The sequence below is a fragment of the Longimicrobium sp. genome (assembly GCA_036377595.1).
Classification (GTDB): Bacteria; Gemmatimonadota; Gemmatimonadetes; order Longimicrobiales; family Longimicrobiaceae; genus Longimicrobium.
In genome coordinates this window covers 1-18,376 of the sequence record DASUYB010000132.1, presented here as the reverse complement: position 1 = coordinate 18,376, position 18,376 = coordinate 1, and the positions used below count along the sequence as shown (strand labels likewise).

Below are 18,376 nucleotides of genomic sequence, written 5' to 3'. Positions count from 1 at the left end.
ACGGTGCACGATTCGCTGGTGAGTTCCACAGGTGGCCCGAGCGGTTCATCGTTGACGGGAATTTTGTTCTCATGCAAGGGGGGCCGATAGATGCGCTTCGGGCCTTCGCGCGCGGCCGAACGATCCGGACGGGGTGCGGGTGGGAGCGCAGGCGGCGCTCCGATCCTTCTTCATGCAGGACCTGATCTCACGGAAGAGCTGCATCGAGCGATGCACGACCTCGTGCGCCCCTGATCGAGTGGGCTGAGGCTGAGGGTATGGACAGCCCGCCGGGAGCGCTCCCCCCGGCGGGCCTTTGATTTCGGGATGGTGCGCTGTCGCCGTCTGCCTTCTCCGGCTCGGCAATCATCCCGGACCGCTTCTCAGAATCCGATCTTTCCGGTGCAGAAGAAGTAGTTTACCAGCAGCGCCGCCACGAAGATCCCGGCCGCCACCAGCAGCGCGGGTCCCAGCCCCACCAGCACGACGCCGAACAGCAGGGCGAAGACGACCACCACGATGAACACGATCAGCGCGATCCAGGTGCACTTCACCAGGCTGCACAGCTTGCAGAGCTTGATGTACAGCCAGGCGAACAGGACCAGCACGACCGTGGCGATGGCGAGCGCCACCACGTTCGCGAGCGCACCGGTCGCGATGCCGAGCAGGTAGCCCGCCAGGAGTATGATCCACAGCCAGCAGAGGATGCGGCAGAGGCAGCCCATGCAGCTCCCCCCGCACCCCAGGCACCCGGCGCAGCCGGAGACGCATCCCGCGGGGCATCCCGGGAGCGTGAGATCGATACAGCCGGGTGGGAGGTCGGGGATCGAGGTGCACCCGGGCGGGCACGGGGGACACGGAGGGCACTCCGCCACGTTGAGGGTGAGGCTCTGCGCGGGGCAGTCCGGGAGGACCAAGGTGACCGTGTACGGCCCGGCCCCGTAGGTGTGCTGCTCGCTCCCCGACGCGTTGGGGCCCAGCGGAAAGAGGGCCCCCTGCAACCCGTCTCCGAACTTCCAGTAGGCGTTGACGGTGCCCGGCCCGGTGCTCGAGGCGTGCAGCGTCACGTCCCGCTTTCCCGCGTTGCAGGCGCCCACCGTGGCCGAGATGGTCACCGTGGGGCAGCACGGCGGAACGTCGAAGGTGACGGGCACGTCCGGGCAGCCGGGGATCTTTAGCGTGGCCGTGTAGCTTGCCGGCGTCTTCGGCGCGTAGCCGTGCGTCGAAGTGTTCGTCGTGCCGACGCCGAGCGAGAACGGGGACCCGTTCGGGGAGCCGTCGCCGTACACCCAATAGATCCCGTTCGCAGGCGGCCCGGCGTTCGTGGCCTGCAACGTCACCAGCCGCTTGCCGTCCCGGTCGCAGTCGCCCACCTTCGCCGAGACGGTGATCTGCGGGCAGCAGGGCTCCACGGTGAAGGTCACGGGCACACCGGGACATCCCTCGCCGACCATCAGGGTCGCGGTGTACGTCCCCGGCGCGTAGTCGTGGTTCTCCGAGTGCGGCGTGCCCACGCCCAGCGAGAACGGTGACCCAATCTGGGGCGGACTCTGGCCGAAGACCCAGTAGATCGAGCTCACCGGCGGCCCGGCGTTCGAGGCGTGCAGCGTCACCGTCCGCGTGCCGTCGGGGTTGCACTTGCCCACCTGCGCAGCCACCGTGATCGCCGGGCAGCAGACTGGGACCTTGACGGTGACGCTCTGCGGCGGGCACCCGGGGATCGTGAGCGTCGCCGGGTAGGTGCCCGGCAGGGAGAGATGCTGCTCCGTGTGCGTGGCGCCCGGTGCCAGCGTGAACGGGGTGCCGGCGTTGCCTGCGTAGTTCCAGGTCGCTACCACGCTCGTGCTGCCCAGGCTCTGGGCGTTCTGGGCGACGAGCGTCACCATGCGCTTCCCGAGCTTGTCGCACTTGCCCACGGTGGCCGAGACCACCAACTCCGTGCAGCAGCCCGGGATCTCGACGTTGATGTCCTGGGACGGGCATCCGGGGACCGTTAGCGTCGCCGTGTAAGGACCCGGTGGCAGATAGGAATGCTGCTCTGTGTGCGTGGCGCCCGGCGCCAGCGTGAACGGGTTGCCGAAGTGGCCGTCGCCGTAGTTCCAGGTCGGCGTGGCGCTCACGCTCCCCGCGTTCTGGACGACGAGCGTCACCGGGCGCTTCCCGGACTCGTCGCACTCGCCCACGGTCGCCGAAGCCATCAGCTTCGTGCAGCAGGGCGGGACCGTGATGGACACCGGGAGGTCGGGGCACCCGGGGAGCTTGAGCTTGGCCGGGTACGGGCCCGGCGGCTGGTAGGCGTGTTGGGTCCCGACCGGTGGCCCGATGGGAAGCGCGAACGCAGCGCCGGTCTGTCCGTCGCCGAAGTCCCAACTCGGGGTCGCCGCGGTCGGGCCGGAGTTCTGCGCAAACAGCATCACCAGGCGCTCGCCGTCGCCGTTGCACTCGCCCACCACGGCCGAGACGGCGATGTCCTGGCAGCACGCCAGCTTCCCCGTCCATGACTGCGCCTTGCACTTGCCGTTGGAACAGGTCACGTCGACGGTGACGGTGCCTCCGCACAGGCAGCCGGCCGCCTTCAGGTCCGCGGCTGGGAAGGTGGCGGTGAACACGTTCCCGGGGCCGATCATCACCTGCTTGAGCGCCGCGATCTTCACGCACCGGATCTGGACGTCCACCACGTCGCAGTCGAAGGTGGTGCCCACCACTGTGACCTGCGACAAGGCTCCCTGGCTGTAGACCGGCGTGACGGATGTGATGGTGATGGTGCACATTGACTCCTCCAATCCATGAAATACCGCATGAAAACGCACAGGCCTGCAGCTAACGCTTCGAATCCGATTCAAGAGTCTGCTCGCCGCGCCTTCTCGCGGTGAGCTTGGCCCCCGCTGCTGCCGCTACCAGGCGGCGAAGAGTGCATCGTGCAGCGGCGACGCCAGCGCGAGCCCGGTGCTCGTCTGGACCCGCGGGTGCATGTGGACAAGAGGGTCGCCTCGCGGACCATGGGTGGCGCGAGGTGCTGGTTGGATGAGGAGGCGTCAGATCACGGGACTTGCGAGCAGTGCGACGATTTGCTGACTCAACGCGCTCATGACTGCGGCCTCCCGTTGTGCATGCGTTGAGCCGGAGTTTTTCGTCCGCCGGCCTCCACTTGTAAGCCGTTAATGGGGCATCGGCTATCGGGCGGAGCTGGAACAGGCGTTTTTGCGGCTCGTATCAGCATCGTGGCACCAATGGGACAGCCTTGGGACGTTAATGTACCAATGTGTGGATCTCCCCGTCCGGTTAGAGGGATACATAAATTCGTGAACCGTGGTTACTCTGAAACACACAGTGCACCACCTGCCAGAAGGCCGTCGCCCACCTGCAGGAGAAGGGCGTCCCGGTCCGCGGCTACCGCAATCTCAAGGAACAGCCGCTGTCTGAGGACGAGGTCCGCGCGCTTGCCGCGAAGGTCGGCGGCGTGGAAAAGCTCTTCTCGAAGCGGGCGATGAAATTCCGCCAGATGGGCCTGCACGAGCGCGAGGTCTCCGAGGACGAGATGGTGCGGCTGATGGCGCAGGAGTACACCTTCGTCACCCGCCCCGTCATCGTCCGCAGCGATAAAGCGACGGCCGGGTTCTCGGCGAAGCGGGTGGACGAACTGGTGGGCTGAACGACGGCGGACGATTACGTTGGGTCGAGATGTCGTCGGTTTCTTCTTCCCCTCACCCACATCCGCTCATGGCACGCACCAGCAAGAGCTTCGAGCCCCATCCCTTTGTCGCGGCGATGACGAAGGGCGGCGAGCGCCCGCGCGTGAAGGCGATCCGCGGCTACGTCGGCCCGTCCGCCGACCGCAAGTCGGTCCGCATCTTTCTCGACCTCGAGCTGCGGCATTTCGTGGACGTGCCGCTCGAGGGGATCGTGCACAGCGAGCGGATCTCCGAGTCCGCGGTGCCGCTCGGCGGGATCTACGTATGGGTGCGCGAGGACCTGCCGATCACGCACCACGGCTCGTGGGGGATGTCGGAGGACCCGAGCACCATGGCCACGGGCGAGGAGGGCGATCCGCCGACGACCATGGCCACGGGGGAGGAATGCGGTGGCTTCGTGAATCCCCTGGACCTGGTGGGGAACCCGTTCAGCCGTTTCTGATCGACATTCCTCGACCGATCCGCGTTTGGATGAAGCGAATTTGCCGAAGAGGGCGGCCACCGGCCGCCCTCTTCGGCATCTCCCACCACGAGGGTTACGGCGCCGGGGGCGGCGTGGAAGGCTGCGCCCCACCGCGAGGCCGCGGCGCCACCGCCATCCCCTCCGCCATCCGCTCCAGCCCGCCCACCACCACCGGCTCGCCCGCCTGGACGCCGCTCAGCACCTCCACGAAGCCCTGCGAGCGCGCGCCGAGCCGGACTTCGCGGCGGCTCGCTTTCCCGCCGGCCACGGCCCAGACGACGTTCGCGGTTCGCAGCGGCTGCACCGCGTCCTCGGGAACCACGATCGCGTTCGCGCGCGTCTCGATGGCCAGCCGGGCCTCGACGAACATCCCCGGCTTCAGCAGGCGGTCGCCGTTGGGGGCGCGTGCCTTCACCACGATGGTGCGGCCGGCCCTCTGCACCACCGGGTCGATGAACTCGACCTGCGCCTGGAACATGCGTCCCGGCTGGGCCGCCACCGTGAACTCCACGGTCTGCCCGGGGCGGAGCTGCAGCGCGTGGCGCTCGGGCACGTCGAGCACCACCCGCTGCGGATCGACCGTCTGCAGCGTGAGCAGCGGCGTGGCGGGGGTGACGTAGTCGCCCGTACTGACCAGGCGCTGGCCCACCACGCCGGCGAAGGGCGCGCGCACCGTGGTCCGCGCGATCTGCAGCCGGAGCAGCCCCAGCGCCGCCTCGGCGCTGCGCGCGGCGGCCTCGGCCCGCTCGAGGTCGGCGGGCGCCGCCGCGTTCTGCTCGCGCAGCCGGCGCACGCGCGCGAGCTGCTGTTGGGCCAGGTCGCGCTCCGCCTCGGCGCGCTCGGCCTGCGCCAGCAGCATGGCCGCGTCGATCCGGATCAGCGGCGTGCCCCGCGCCACCGACTGCCCCTCCTGGAAGAGAAGCCGGGTGATGCGGCCCTGCTCGTCGGGGCGCAGCTCGACCGCCTGCACCGCCTCGATCCGCCCGGTGGCGCGCAGGGCGTCGACCACGCTCTGCCGCCGCGCGGTGTCGACGTCCACCGGCATCGGCGGCATCGCCCCGGGCCCGGCGCCGCCCGCGCCGGCCGTTTTCGCCTCGCCCGGGCTGGCGAAGCGGCCGCGGGCCAGCAGCACGGCCACCACCAGCCCGAGCACCACGATCACCGCCGTGCGGATGGGGCGCCGCGGCCGCCACCGCCGTGCCGGTTCGGGTGAAGGTGTCGTCATCGTCCGCCTCGCGGGTTGGTGGGTTCCGTTTCGCCTGCGTCGAAGATGCGCCGGCCGAGGAGCGCCTCGAGCCGCGCCAGCGCCAGCCGCGCCGCGTAGCGCGCCTGAACCAGCTCGGCCTCGGCTCCGGTGAGCGCGACCTGCGCCTCCAGCAGGTCCAGCATGGTGGTGGCGCCCTCGCGGTAGCGCACGCGCTGCACGCGGTATCCCTCGGATGCGGCGGCCACGCCCACCCTGGCCAGCCCGGCGGCCGCCCGCGCCGTCTCGTAGCCGTGATACGCCTCCGCGGCGGCCTCGGCCGCGGACCGCTCGCGCTCCTCGCGCGCGGCGCGGGCCGCGTCGCGCTGGCCGCGCGCCCGCGCCACCGCCAGCTCGCGCTGGCCGCCGTTCCAGATCGGCAGCGAGACGGTGACCGCCAGCTGCGTGCGCTGGAGCGCGGAAGGGAAGAACTCGGCGTCGTACGCGCCCCGGACCAGGTCCAGCGACAGCTGCGGCAGGTACCCCGCGCGCTCCACCCCCAGGGCGGCGTCCGCGCGCCGCTCGACCGCGCGCGCCGCCTCGAGCTCCGGCCCGCGCGCGCGCAGCTCGGCCACCGCCTGCTCCTCGCTCAGCGGCAGCGGCGGCGGCGCGGCCGTGTCGAGCGGCGCCGGCTCGGCGGGCCCCGCCAGGCCGATCCTGCGCCCAAGGCGCAACCGCGACACCGCCACCGCCGAGTCGCTGCGCAGCATGGCCAGCCGCGCGCGGTTGGCCTCGAGCAGGAGCTGCAGCGAGTCCGAGGCGATCGCCTCGCCCGCGGCCACCCGCACCCGCGCGATGCCGAGCTGCTCCTCGGCGCGGCGCAGCCGGTCGGCCGCCACGCGGGCCAGCTCGCGGTCGGCCAGCACCGCGAAGTAGGCCGCGTCGGCCTCCAGCGCGGTGCGGAAGCGGGTGGCCGTCTCGCTGGCCTCCGCGCTCTCCAGCGTGGCCCGCGAGCGCCGGAGCTCCGCCAGCTTGGCCGTCCCCGGGAGGGTGTAGCTGGCCTGGAGGGTGGCGCTGGTGGCGCTGGCGCTGATGTCGCCGGTGCCGAAGTTGAAGAAGGGGTCCGAGAAGCGGGTGTAGCTGGTGGCCGCCGTCACCCGGGGGGTGACCAGGTCGGTCCACGCGGCGCGCCGCTCCGAGACGGCCGTCCGTACCTCGATCCGCGCCGCCACCGCGTCGGCGTCGACCGCCGCCGCCCGCTGCCGCGCCTCGGACAGCGTCACCACCGGCACGCCGCCCGCCGGCGCCTGGGCCGCCGCCGTCGCCGCCGTCCGGCCGCCCGCCAGCGCGAGCGCGGCGAGCAGCGCCGAATGTCTCCATCTCCTGCTCATCGGGCCTCCATGGACGCGGCCGCCGGGGTGCGCGCCGGCTCGCCGTGGATCGGGGGAACGGGGATGGCCACCGGCGCCGCGGCGTGCCGCTCTCCGCGCAGCCGCTCGAACAGCACGAACACGGCGGGCACCAGGTAGAGCGTGAGCAGCGTCGACACCAGCAGGCCGCCGATGATGGCGTAGCCCAGCGGCCGCCGGCTGCCGCCGCCGGCGCCCAGCCCCAGCGCGATCGGCAGCATCCCGATGATCGCGGCCACCGAGGTCATCAGGATTGGCCTGAGGCGGATGCGGCCGGCCTCGCGCATGGCCCAGAGGGCGTCGTGCCCCCGCTCGCGCAGGTCGTTGGCGTAGGTAACGAGGAGGATGGAGTTCTTCGACACCAGCCCGATCAGCAGGATCATCCCGATCTGGCTGTAGACGTTGAGGGTGGAGCCCGCCAGCCAGAGCGCCGCAAGCGCGCCGGTGACCGCCAGCGGCACCGCCAGCAGCACGGTCAGCGGGTGCAGCAGCGACTCGAACTGCGCCGCCAGCACCATGTACACGAAGATCAGCGCCAGCGCGAAAGCGAAGTACAGCGCGCCGCCGCTCTCGCGGAACTCGCGTGACTCGCCGGCCAGCTCCACCGTGCTCCCGGGCGGCAGCACCTCGGCGGCCGCGGCGTTCAGCGAGTCGAGCGCGGCGCCGATGGTGAATCCCGGGGCCAGGCTGGCCGAGAGGGTGAACGCGCGGACGCGGTTGTGGTGGTTCAGCTGCCGCGGCGCCACCCGCTCCTCCACGCGCGTGACCGCGTCGAGCTGCACCAGGCTGCCGTCGCGGCCGCGCACCTGCAGCCCGGTGATGTCCGACGGCGTGGCCCGCTCGCGCGGGTCGAGCCGCAGGATCACGTCGTACAGCTTGTTGTCGGAGGTGAAGCGCGAGACGTCGCGGCCGCCCAGCAGCGTCTGCAGCGTGGTGGCGATGTCGCGCGCCGGCACGCCCAGGTCCTCGGCCCGGTCACGGTCCATCTCCACCACCAGCTCGGGGCGGGTCACGCGCAGGTCGGTGTCCACGTTCAGCAGCCCCGGGATCTTCCCCGCGCGCGCGGTCAGCGCGTCCATCCCCCCCACCAGCGCGTCGAAGTCGCGGTTCCGCACCACGAACTGCACCGGGGGAAGGAAGCCCCCGAACGCCGGCGGGTTGGCCGCGAACGCGAACACGCCGGGGACGCCAAAGAAGTACTGCGGCTGGACCTCTTGGATGATCTCCTGCGCGGAGCGGTCGCGCTTGTCCATGTCCTCCAGGATGGTCCCGAAGAAGGCCGAGCTCGGCGCGCTCCCGCCGAAGCCGATCACCGTGAAGGTCGAGCGTACGTCCTTCGTGCGCTGGGTGATCGCCTCGATCTGGCGCAGGTACCCGTCGGTGTAGGCCACCGACGAGCCCTCCGGCGCCACCACGAAGGTGAAGAAGAACCCCCGGTCGTCCGGCGGCACGAACTCGCGCTCCAGCGCGCGGAAGAGCAGCACCGCCGAGGCGGTGAGCGCGGCCCCGCCCGCCACCACCAGCAGCGGGCGGCGGAGCGACGCCTGCAGCGTGCGCCCGTAGCGCGCGGTGAGCCCGTCGAGGAACGCGCCCACCGCGTGCGAGAAGCGCGACTCGCGCGGCGGAACGCGGAGGATCTTGGCCGACAGCATGGGCGAGAGGGTGAGCGCCACGATCCCCGAGGCCAGCACCGCGCCGCCCACCGCCACGCCGAACTCGTTGAACAGCCGCCCCGTGGCGCCGGTCAGGAAGAGCAGCGGCGAGAACACCGCCAGGAGGGCGATGGTGGTGGCGATCACCGCCGTGGTGATCTCGCGCGTGCCGTCGATGGCCGCCGTCTGCGGGTCCTTCCCCAGCTCCTCCTGGTGCCGGTAGGCGTTCTCCAGCACGATGATGGCGTCGTCCACCACGATGCCGATGGCCAGGATCAGCCCCAGCAGGGTGAGGGTGTTGATGCTGTAGCCGAGCGCGGCCAGGACGGCGAAGGTGGCCACGATCGACACGGGGATGGCCACCGCGGGGATGAAGGTGGCACGCAGCGTCCGCAGGAACACGAAGATGATGACGATCACCAGCCCGGCGGCGATCAGCAGCGTTTCCTGCGCCTCCCGGATCGAGCGCTGCACGAACACCGAGCCGTCGAACGCCATCTCCAGCCTCACCCCCGGCGGGAGCGCCGCCTGGATGGCCGGCAGCTGGTCGTGCACCCCCTCGGCCACCTGCAGCATGTTCGACTTCGACTGCCGCACCACGCCGATGAACACCGCGTCCTTCCCCGAGTAGCGGGTCACCGAGCGCTCGTCCTCGGGCCCGGGCTCCACGCGCGCCACGTCGCCCAGCCGCACCAGCCCACCCTCGCCGCTGGCCACGGTGAGCGCGGCGAACTCGTCGGGCGTCTTCATCTCGCCCAGGTAGCGCACCGAGAACTCGCGCCGGTCCGACTCGATGCGCCCCGCCGGGATCTCCACGCTGCGCGAGCGGATCGCGTTCTCCACGTCCTGCGCGGTCAGCCCGCGCGCCGCCAGCTCGCGCGGCGACAGCCACACGCGCATGGAAAAGCGCCGCTCGCCGTAGATCGGCGCGCCCGAGACGCCGGGGATGGTCTGCAGCCGCGGCTTGATCTGGCGGTCGGCGATGTCCGAGAGCTCCATCAACCCGTGGCTGGTGGAGCTCAGCGCCAGGAACATGATGGGAAAGGCGTCGGCCTCCTCCTTGGCGATCACCGGCTCCTCGGCGTCCTCGGGCAGGAGGCCGCGCACCCGCGAGACCTTGTCGCGCACGTCCTGCGCGGCGGCCTCGATGGAGCGGTCGAGCGTGAACTCCAGGGTGATGGTGCTGACCTGCTCCTGGCTGGCGCTGGTGAGCGTGCGCAGCCCCTCCACGCTCGACAGCTCCTCCTCCAGCACGTCCGTCACCGCCGACTCGACCACCTGCGGGCTGGCGCCGGGCAGGAACACGGTGACGGACACGATCGGCGGGTCGGCGTCGGGAAACTCGCGCACCGGCAGGCGGGTGTAGCCGATCGCGCCGACCAGCACCAGGCCGAGGCTCACCATGCTGGACAGCACGGGCCGGCGGATGAACATCTCGGCAAGCTGCATGGGCTCTCCTCCTCCAGCTTCGGGCGACCCGCCGCGCGGGTGGGCGCGGCGAACGTGCAATCTGGCGCGGTGCCGGATGTCCGCGCCTCGTGCGAAGGGCGGGGCAGGGGCTGCCCTTACGGACAGGGACTCACCGTCTCCCCCTGCAGAAGCGACGAACGACGGGCCGCCGGATCGACACGAACCGATGAGATCCGGATGGGTCCCGCCGTTTCCGACGGTCCGGCCAAGATATACCGAAGAAAAGTCGAACACAACAGAAATTTTCACGCAGAATACATACGTTTGCCCACAGGTCGTAAGTCGTTGCCGGTCAGGTCGATACGTACAAGAACATCCGCGGCGGTCCCGCTCGACCAGACTGCGTGGTAGAGGGAAGGCGCTCGCTCGATCGGCCGACCAGCGGTCGAGGTGAGCCCAAGATAATCAGAGTGAACAATCCGTCAAGAGAGTTGGATGATCACTTCGAACGATGAAGACGGGAGCGGCAACGCTGCCCCCGTCGCTCGTCACTCATCGTGTCGTTTACGCCTTTCTTGTTCGACTGCTCGATCGGACGAATATTGTAGCTGCCTCCGCGGGCTGCCTCGGCGGGGCAGCCCATTTCATCTCACCACGGAATGGGAGGGGATCATGAGGAAGCTCACGCTGGACCTGAACGCGCTGGAAGTGCAGTCGTTCGCGACGGACGCGGCGGTGCGCGCGTTCGGCACGGTGAACGCGCGGCAGAAGGGGAACACCGGGCTGCAGGATCCCGACTGCTCGGCGGTCGACGCGTGCCCCTCGGCGCGCGGCTGCAGCGAGCTGGCCGAGTGCCCGCGCACGAAGGGCGACAACTGCCCGTCGGCGGCGCTGGACTGCCCGACGTCGCGCGAGTGCACCAAGGGGCCGCGCTGTGACGAATCCGCCGTGGACCGGTGCGTCTCCGAGCGCGGCTGCACCCAGGTCGGCTGCCCGGTCGGGGCCTGATCCCGAAGGAAGAATCAAATCACGCAGAGCCGCGGAGGGGTCGTGTGCCTCTCTGCGGCTCTGCGTCTTTGCGTGATATGATACCGGCTGCCGCAATCGATCGTGCATTCCGAGCGGCGCCGCTGCTCCGAACCTTCAATCGCGCTGATGCCAGGCGGTACCCGAGGAATCCATGGCATGGGTCCCGAGCGGCAGGCGGCCTGTGGCTCGGGAGCCGGCCACAGATTCCTCAGGCGCCACGCATTGGCATGGAGGACAGGGCGGCGCAGCGCCTTCGGAATGACATTCCTTCCTCCGATGCGCAGCTGATCCTGGGATCCGGTATGGGGGCCGGGAGCGGATCTACGCCGCGCCCGTCAGCCCGGCCGCGCGGATCTGGTCGAGGATGTTGGGGTCCTGGATCTTTTTGTCGCGGGCGAGGAGGAGCACCTTCGCCAGCACCTCGGCGGTGCGCGGGTCGTCGTCGGCGAAGGGGAGGAAGAGGCGCCCGCGGTGCTGCGAGTGCACGGCCACGATGAACAGCGCCGCGCCGGGAAGCACCTGCGCCCCCGCGCTCCCCAGGTGCACCGAATAGGTGCCGAGCGAACCGCGGATCACCGCGTGGTTCGCCTGCACCTCCACGTTCTCCAGCCCCAGCAGCGCGCACGTCTCCCGCAGCAGCGCGGCGCGCATCTCCACCGTCGACGCGCTGGCCTCGGGGTCCACGGCGCCGCGGTGCGCCACGCTCACGACGAGGTCGAGGTCGCGCATCGCCTCGCTGAACACGCGCGGCGGGACCTCGGCCAGCGGCACCGGCTTCCACGCCTCGCCGCGGGTGAAGATCACCTCCTCCAGCGTCAGCCCCTCGACGTCGGCCGGCGTGTAGAACGCTTCCTGGAAGCCGAGCCGCGCGGTGAGCCCCGCCTCGTGGAAGGTGCGGTTCACGCCCTCGTCGGGGTGCGCCACCCATCCCCGTCCCCCCAGCAGCGCCAGCGCCTGCCGCGGCTGCACCTGGTGGCCGGCGTAGCGGCGCGTGCGGTCGGCGCCGCGCTCCGTCTCCGTGATCGGGTAGAGCTCGCGGAAGAGCTGCTTGAACGGCTGCACCCGCTCGGCCGCGAAGCACTCGCGCTGCCATTCGGACCAGCCACCGCGGGCCAGCAGGTCGGCGGGATGGGCGATGCGCACCGGCTCCGCCGCGCCGAGCGGGTGCGGGCGCCCGGCCGCGTCGCGCAGCGCCAGCCCGTCCTCGGCGGGATAGCCGGCGATCTCCTCGCCGACGAAGACGAGGCGCGAGAGGGCGGGGGAGAGGATGGGGTGCCCCAGCAGCTCGCGCAGCTCCGCGCCGGTGAAGCGGTCGCCGCGGATCATCGCCTCTTCCAGCGCGCCGCGGACGCGCGTGCGCTGGCGGCGGAGCTCCTGCAGCCGCTCCTTCAGCTCCGCGATCTCCGCGTCGTCCTTCAGCGAGGCGGGGATGGACTTGAGCGCCTTCCCCGCGCGCGCGGTGGACAGCTCCGCCACGCCGCCGGCATCGATCGACAGGGTGATGCGGAGGTCGCCGCGCTCGACGGCGACGGGGCCGTGCGCGAGATCCGCGACGGCTTCGCGCTCCATCGCCCACTGCAGCCGCTGGGGATCGCGGAAGCCGGCGGTGCGCGCGAGGTTGGCCATGGCGATGTCGGCCGCGCGGCGCTCGCTCTGCTGGCGCTGCGAGCCAAACTTGCGGCTCTCGCGGCGGAAATCCTGGAGACGGGTGTAGCGCGCCAGCAGGTCGCGCCTCCCCTCGTCTCCATCCCGCAGGGGGACGAGGCCGAGCGCGCGCACCGTGTCCTGGTGGCGCGACGAAGCGATCCGTTCGAGCAACTCGTCCACCGTCGTCTCCCCCAGCATCGCGCGGGCGAAGAGCTGCGCGCGGGTGTGGCCGCCGGCGCTGGAGGCGTACTTCGCGGCGGCGTCCACCATCTTCCACCGCTCCGCGCCCAGTCTTCCGAACGCGTCGTGGAACCAGGCCACGTCCACCGCGCCCTCGGTCAGGTCCTCGGCGGAGAGCGGGGTGCGCTCGCTGACCTCGGCGGCCCACTCCTCCTTGAGCTCCTTCAGGTCCCACCCGCGGTCGTCCTTGGTGTGCGCCTGCACCCACCAGACGGCGGACTCCAGCCCCGGCCAGTCGAGCACGTGGTTGACGTGGCCGGCCCACTGCGGCGCGTAGACGGCCAACTCCACCAGCCGCGACTCGCGCAGCTTCGCCGTGCGCGCCCACGCGGCGAACGCCTCGGGGGTGTCGTCCTCGCGCGGGGCGCTGCGGAGGACGAGGTGGCTGAGCGTCGCCTGGCGCGACTCGCCGCTCGCGCGCCAGTTGCTGGCCCGCGCGAACGGCGTCTTCCCCAGCGCGGGGAGGGCGAGCGAGACCGTCTCCAATCCCCCGCTGTAGCGCAGCTGGACGGCGAGGGTGGACGCGGGGCCTTCGCGATCTCCCCGCCGCGCCTCGACCTCCACGATGCGGCGGCGGCAGCGCGCCACGGCGCCCATCAGCTCGGCGTCGTCGGCCAGCTCGCGCGGCGGCTTGCGCCCACTGAGGTCGCGGAGGAGCCGGTGGAACGGGCGATTGCTCCATCGCCCCGCGAGAAGGTGGACGAGCTCGTCCGCGCCCGCCGCGCCCGCGCGCCGCGCGCCGATGAAGTCGGCGAAGGTGATCTCCAGCGCGCCCAAGCCGGCGGAGCGCTCCTGGAACCAGCGCAGCAGCCCGTAGAGCCGCACCGCCCGCTCCGGCGCCACGCCGGTGGGAAAGACCTGCCGCCACCAGGACAGGCTGTGCAGCCACTGCTGCGCCGTCCACACGGGCCGGGCGTACGATGGCGCGTTCGGCTGCCGGACGTGGGGATTCCAGTAGAAGTGCGATCCCCGCTCCGCATCCCCCGCCATCGCGTCGAAGTCGCGCTGCTTCAGCTCGGCGAGCGCGGTCTCCATCCCGTCGACCAGCAGCGCGTCGCCGCCGTCGGGGGCCTGCCAGAGGAGGCACCACCGCGTCACCAGCTGCAGGAAGCTCCGCCCCAGGCTCCACGGCTGCGTTCCCACCACGCGCGTCGTGGCGCGGCCACCCCACACCGGCGACTCGTTCGGCGCCAGCAGCACGCGCAGCAGCTCCAGCCCGTCGGGGTCGCGCGTATCCGCGGGGCGATGGGCGAGCCAGTCGCGCCACACCTGCTCCAGCGGGAGCGGCTCGGCGCCCTCGGGGACGATCGTGCCGGGGCCGGGCGACCAGCGTGCGGCCTCCAGCAGCAGCTTCGTCTCCCCGCTCTTCGTGCGGATCTCCGCCTGCTCGTGGGAGATGACGAGCTCCGCGAGCGACTCCAGCGCGCGCCGCGCGGCGGGCGTGTCGAGCTCCACGCGGCGCGCGGCGGGTCCCGGCCACACGCGCAGGGAGCGGGGATCGATGAGCCCCAGCGCGTCGTCCCGCGTCACCGTCTCCTCGTGCGCGCCGAGGAGCGCGTCGAGGTGCGCCTGCTCCGCCGCGGCGGGATTCGGATGCGACGCGCGGTACGCCGCCGCCCGCCCGCGCGCGTCGGGAACGGCGCGCTGCGTCTCGGCCAGGTCGCGCAGCAGCTCCAGCCCGGCCAGGCGCCGCAGCTCGTCTCCGTTCGCCAGCAGTCGGTCTGCGCACGCCAGCAGCCGCGGGACGGGGAGCGTGCGCAGGCGGCCCAGCGCCGCGCCGCGCAGGTCGGCGGCCTTGCGCGAGAGGAGGTCGAACAGGCGGTCCGTCTCGTCCTCCGCCGGCGCCGCGCCCTGCAGCGCCTCGAACGCGGCACCGCGCACGTCGGCCGAGGGGTCGCCGAGGAGATCGAGGACGGTGGCGCGGATCTCACCGACCAGCGGCTTGCGCTTGGGCGGCGGCTCGCGGCTCCAGCGCGGCGGGAGGCCGGCCATCTGCCGCAGCAGCGCCTCGCGCCGGTACGTGTCCAGGTCGCGGAGCCAGGGGAGCATCCGTGCGGCGGGAAGCTTCTCCGCGTTCGCCGCCATCGCGGCGGCGACGGTGGTGCGCTCCAGCTTGCGCCCGGTCCACGGCCAGAGGATGGGCTCCACCGCCTGCGTCCGCTTCTCCAGCCTCCGGATCAGCCCCTCCAGCGCGGCGAAGAGCTTTGGGCCGTCCACCCACTCCGTCACGTCGCCCACGAAGGCGTCCAGCGCCCGCGCGGCAACGCGGAGGTCGGGATCGCCGAGCGGGCGCACCAGCGGCGGGAGCGCGCTCGACCAGCCGGCCTGCACGAGGAGATGCGTCGCCGCGAACCGGACCTCCGCCGACGGATGGTCCAGCAGCCGCACGGCGTCGGCGACGGCGGCGTCCACGTCCTCGAACGCGACCGTCCAGAGCGCGAGGTAGACGTCCTCCGCGTTCTCGCCCGCGAGCGCCGCCGCGCGCGCGTCCGCGTGCTCGAGAAACCGCAGCACGCGGGCGAGCACGTCGTCCACCGCGACGGAGCTGGCGCCGTCCCAGAGGAACCCGAACCAGGTGTCGAACGCGCGGACGACGGAGGAGAAGCGCGACAGGTCCTCCTCCGCGATCAGGCGCAGCATCCGGCGGAAGGCGTCGGGATGCGCCTCGTCGACCGTCTCCAGGATCACCTGACGCAGCCCTTCCTGGCGCTGCGCCGCGAGGAGGAGACGCTCGACGAACTCCCACGCCTCCGGCCGGCTGCAGCAGAGGAGCGCGCGGGTGACGTGGCGCCCCATCTGCCCGATCTCGTGGTCGCCGCTCGCAGAGGCCTTCAGGATCTCCAGCACCTCGTCCGCGACGGGGCCGCCGGCGTCGATGGCGCCGGCCAGGAGCCAGCCGATCTCGTCCGCGCCGCTCCATCCCGCGACGTGCGGCGCCCAGGCGGCCACCCAGCGCGCGTCCGGGTCGTAGTCGCCCAGCACGCTCGCCAGGTCGACGAGCCACACGGCGCGCACATTCGCCAGCATCGCCGGCGCGCGCGGGCAGCGGAACGGCTTGCGCGTGAAGGAGGTCTGGTACGGGCGGCGCGCCATCCCCTGCCACGCGGCCTCCACGGCGGGCGCTAGGCGCGGGAGGAGGACCTCGATCACCCGCCGGCGCTCCGCCTCGCCCATCCGCGAGAAGATCTTCCCGAGGTCGTGGCCGAGGAGCTGCTGCCGGCGCTGGTAGGGATGCTCGACGGCGAACGTCCGCTCCAGCAGCGCGCGCAGCTCGGCGGGGAGGGCGCGCCCGAGCAGGCCGGAGACGATGCCGCCGGACGCGCGGACGCGCTGGAGCGCGGAGCCGGGCTTCCGGAACACCGCCAGCTCTTCCTGCGCCTTCTGCGGATCCATCGCTCAGGCCCCGGCCAGGAAGGCCAGGCGCAGGAACACCATGCGGCTGCCCTGCTGCGGATAGACGGGGGCGTCGAGCTCCTTCTGCTCCTGCCCGTCCAGGATCACCAGGTACAGCCCGTCCTCGAACCCGGCGAGGGCGACGCCGACGGCCTGCTCCTCGTCCACCTCCTGCTCGGCGGGGCGGCCGCCGGAGTCCACCTTGCCGCGCGCCGCGCCCTCGGCGATCTCGCGCTCGGAGAGGACGCGGATGAGCGAGCGGTCGCGCTGCCGCTGCCGGAACGCGGCCACCTCGGCGCGCACCACGCGGGCGATCAGGTCGCGCAGCGTCAGCCCGCCGTCCCCGTCCCGCGGGGCGGGGGGAAGGTCGATGGACCAGTCGTCGAGGAGCGGGCGCCTGCGTCCCAGCGCGCGGGTTTCGATGACGAGCATGTGGAGATCGGGGATCGGGAAGGCGACGGGCGATGTGCCGGGAAGCGGAGCTGCGGACGGTGATCAAATCTACAGAAAACAGATGGCTCACGCAGGGTTGGCAGAGTCAGCAGAGAACAAACTGCTTACCCTGCTAACTCTGCGCTGCGTGAGCCCATCTTTTCCTAGGCCGCCTCGAGGTCCGCGTCGTCGCCCGTCGCGAGGACCAGCGAGTCGACGGGGATGATGCCTTCCGCGGCCTCGGCGGGGAGTTCCTGCACGTCGCGCAGCCGGCGCTCGATGGCGCGCGTGCGGCGGTCGGCCTGGTCCATCTCGCGGCTGGCGGACTCCAGCTTCTTCTTCACCTTGGCCAGCACCTCGCCGAACCTGGCGAACTCGGTCTTCACGCCGCCGAGCACCTTCCACACCTCGCTGGAGCGCTGCTGGATGGCCAGCGTGCGGAAGCCCATCTGCAGGCTGTTCAGGATCGCCCAGAGCGTGATGGGCCCGGCGACGATCACCCGCGACTCGCGCTGCAGCGCGTCGAGCAGCCCGGGACGGCGCACCACCTCGCCGTAGAGGCCCTCCGTCGGCAGGAACATGATGGCGAAGTCGGTGGTCTGCGGCGGGTTCAGGTACTTGACGCAGATCTCCTTCGCGCTGGCGCGGACGCGCTGCTCCAGCTGCCGCGCGGCGGCGTCGGCGGCGTCGAGGTCGCCCGCCTCCTGCGCGTCGATCAGGCGCTGGTAGTCTTCCAGCGGGAACTTGGCGTCGATGGGAAGCCACACCGGCCCCAGGTCGTGCCCGGGGAGCCGGATCGCGTACTCGACGCGCATCCCGCTGTACTCGTTGGTGGCCACGTTGGCGGCGTACTGCTCGGGCGCCAGCACCTCGGCCAGGAGCTTGCCCAGCTGCATCTCGCCCCAGGTGCCGCGCACCTTCACGTTGGCCAGCACCTTCTTCAGGTCGCCCACGCCGCTGGCCAGCGTCTGCATCTCGCCCAGCCCGCGGTGCACCTGCTCCAGCTGCGCGCTCACCGAGCGGAAGCTCTCGCCCAGCCGCTGCTCCAGCACGCCCTGCAGCTTCTCGTCGACCGTCTGCCGCACCTGCTCGAGCTTTTCCGTGTTGTCGCTGCGGATCTGCTCCAGCTTCCCCTCGACGGTGGCGGCGAGGGTGCCCACCTGCGCGGTGACGCCGTCGAGCTGCGCCTTCTGCGCGGCGGAGAGCTCGCCCATCGTCCTCACGACGGAGTCGCCGACGCCCTTGAGCGTGGCGCCCACCTCCTCGCGCAGCCGGCTGGAGCCCGCGCGCGCCGACTCGTCCATCTGCTGCAGCGCGCCGAGCACCGCCGCCAGCTGCTCCTGCTGCCGTGCCGACATCACCCCCAGGTGCTGGAACACCTCGTCGCGGATCCCCGTGAGCGACTGCGATACCTCGGCGCGCAGCAGGTGCCCCTCGCGCCCGCCCTGCTCGCGCGACAGCGCGACCTCCTCGCGCACGGACGCCAGCCGCGTCTCCAGCAACTTCGCGTCCGGCCGTCTCACGCGGCGCAGCAGGGCGATGAGCAGGCCGGCGCACGCCACCAGCAGCGCGATCGCCACGTAGAGGAGGATCTCGGTGGTCATGAGATGCGGGATGGAGATGGAGGGAGATGCGATCGCCCACGGGATGAGCGAAGCCGCATCGCCAGCGCCGTTCGCATTAGCCGGGGGGAGGTGGCCGTGCAGCGGGCGCGAGGGAAACGCGTGTGCGCTGAAAATGCCGCCAGAGCGTAGACTCGACAAGGAGATGATGACCGACAGCTCTCCGTTGGACGTCCACGCCGCGCACGTTTCCCGGGGAAGAAAGGAATCTCACGCAGAGGGCGC

At 71.7% G+C, this 18,376-nt stretch carries 10 protein-coding genes and 1 pseudogene; 4 read left to right on the top strand and 7 right to left on the bottom strand.

Going from position 1 to position 18,376, the window contains the following annotated elements:
- Positions 1-362: 362 nt before the first annotated feature.
- On the bottom strand, positions 363-2,699 hold the full coding sequence (locus tag VF092_23305; protein HEX6750240.1) for a hypothetical protein: 2,337 nt from the start codon (positions 2,697-2,699) through the stop codon (positions 363-365).
- A gap of 614 nt (positions 2,700-3,313) precedes the next feature.
- On the opposite strand from VF092_23305, the pseudogene VF092_23300 reads away from it, so the two are divergent.
- Both VF092_23300 and VF092_23295 read left to right on the top strand, forming a co-directional pair.
- Positions 3,314-3,631 (top strand): annotated as a pseudogene (locus VF092_23300) (ArsC/Spx/MgsR family protein).
- Positions 3,632-3,699: 68 nt separating this feature from the next.
- A complete protein-coding gene (locus VF092_23295) occupies positions 3,700-4,113 on the top strand; it encodes a hypothetical protein (GenBank protein ID HEX6750239.1) in 414 nt (137 codons plus the stop codon).
- A gap of 94 nt (positions 4,114-4,207) precedes the next feature.
- Here the strand turns inward: VF092_23295 and VF092_23290 are convergent, their stop codons facing one another.
- Genes VF092_23290 through VF092_23280 form a run of 3 tightly spaced genes read right to left on the bottom strand, consistent with a single transcriptional unit; the run spans position 4,208 to position 9,827 of the window.
- The gene (locus tag VF092_23290) at positions 4,208-5,359 is read right to left on the bottom strand and encodes an efflux RND transporter periplasmic adaptor subunit (GenBank protein HEX6750238.1); all 1,152 of its coding nucleotides are present in this window, start codon (positions 5,357-5,359) and stop codon (positions 4,208-4,210) included.
- A complete protein-coding gene (locus VF092_23285; GenBank protein ID HEX6750237.1) occupies positions 5,356-6,708 on the bottom strand; it encodes a TolC family protein in 1,353 nt (450 codons plus the stop codon). Before VF092_23285 ends, VF092_23290 begins: the two co-directional genes overlap by 4 nt.
- Positions 6,705-9,827: an efflux RND transporter permease subunit gene (locus VF092_23280; protein HEX6750236.1), complete on the bottom strand. Its 3,123-nt coding sequence runs from the start codon at positions 9,825-9,827 to the stop codon at positions 6,705-6,707. Before VF092_23280 ends, VF092_23285 begins: the two co-directional genes overlap by 4 nt.
- Before the next feature lie 633 nt (positions 9,828-10,460).
- Between VF092_23280 and VF092_23275 the strand changes: the two genes are divergently transcribed.
- Complete coding sequence (locus VF092_23275) at positions 10,461-10,796, top strand: hypothetical protein (GenBank protein HEX6750235.1); 336 nt, start codon at positions 10,461-10,463, stop codon at positions 10,794-10,796.
- Positions 10,797-11,138: 342 nt separating this feature from the next.
- On the opposite strand, the gene VF092_23270 is transcribed toward VF092_23275, so the two are convergent.
- From VF092_23270 to VF092_23260, 3 genes are all read right to left on the bottom strand, one after another.
- Positions 11,139-16,097 (bottom strand): DUF5724 domain-containing protein, encoded by a 4,959-nt coding sequence (locus VF092_23270; protein ID HEX6750234.1) that lies wholly within the window; start codon positions 16,095-16,097, stop codon positions 11,139-11,141.
- 3 nt (positions 16,098-16,100) lie between these two features.
- The gene (locus VF092_23265) at positions 16,101-16,529 is read right to left on the bottom strand and encodes a hypothetical protein (GenBank protein HEX6750233.1); all 429 of its coding nucleotides are present in this window, start codon (positions 16,527-16,529) and stop codon (positions 16,101-16,103) included.
- A gap of 164 nt (positions 16,530-16,693) precedes the next feature.
- Entirely contained in the window at positions 16,694-18,133 is a 1,440-nt protein-coding gene (locus tag VF092_23260; protein HEX6750232.1) for a DNA recombination protein RmuC, read from the bottom strand.
- Between the two features lie 10 nt (positions 18,134-18,143).
- Between VF092_23260 and VF092_23255 the strand changes: the two genes are divergently transcribed.
- A partial coding sequence (locus VF092_23255; protein ID HEX6750231.1) for a hypothetical protein occupies positions 18,144-18,376 on the top strand: 233 nt, incomplete at its 3' end.

Excerpts from the sequence above, each read along its gene's own strand:
- VF092_23295 (HEX6750239.1), top strand. The coding sequence starts at position 3,700 with ATGGCACGCACCAGCAAGAGCTTCGAGCCCCATCCCTTTGTCGCGGCG.
- VF092_23290 (HEX6750238.1), bottom strand. The coding sequence starts at position 5,359 with ATGACGACACCTTCACCCGAACCGGCACGGCGGTGGCGGCCGCGGCGC.
- VF092_23270 (HEX6750234.1), bottom strand. The coding sequence starts at position 16,097 with ATGGATCCGCAGAAGGCGCAGGAAGAGCTGGCGGTGTTCCGGAAGCCC.
- VF092_23285 (HEX6750237.1), bottom strand. The coding sequence starts at position 6,708 with ATGAGCAGGAGATGGAGACATTCGGCGCTGCTCGCCGCGCTCGCGCTG.
- VF092_23260 (HEX6750232.1), bottom strand. The coding sequence starts at position 18,133 with ATGACCACCGAGATCCTCCTCTACGTGGCGATCGCGCTGCTGGTGGCG.
- VF092_23275 (HEX6750235.1), top strand. The coding sequence starts at position 10,461 with ATGAGGAAGCTCACGCTGGACCTGAACGCGCTGGAAGTGCAGTCGTTC.
- VF092_23265 (HEX6750233.1), bottom strand. The coding sequence starts at position 16,529 with ATGCTCGTCATCGAAACCCGCGCGCTGGGACGCAGGCGCCCGCTCCTC.
- VF092_23280 (HEX6750236.1), bottom strand. The coding sequence starts at position 9,827 with ATGCAGCTTGCCGAGATGTTCATCCGCCGGCCCGTGCTGTCCAGCATG.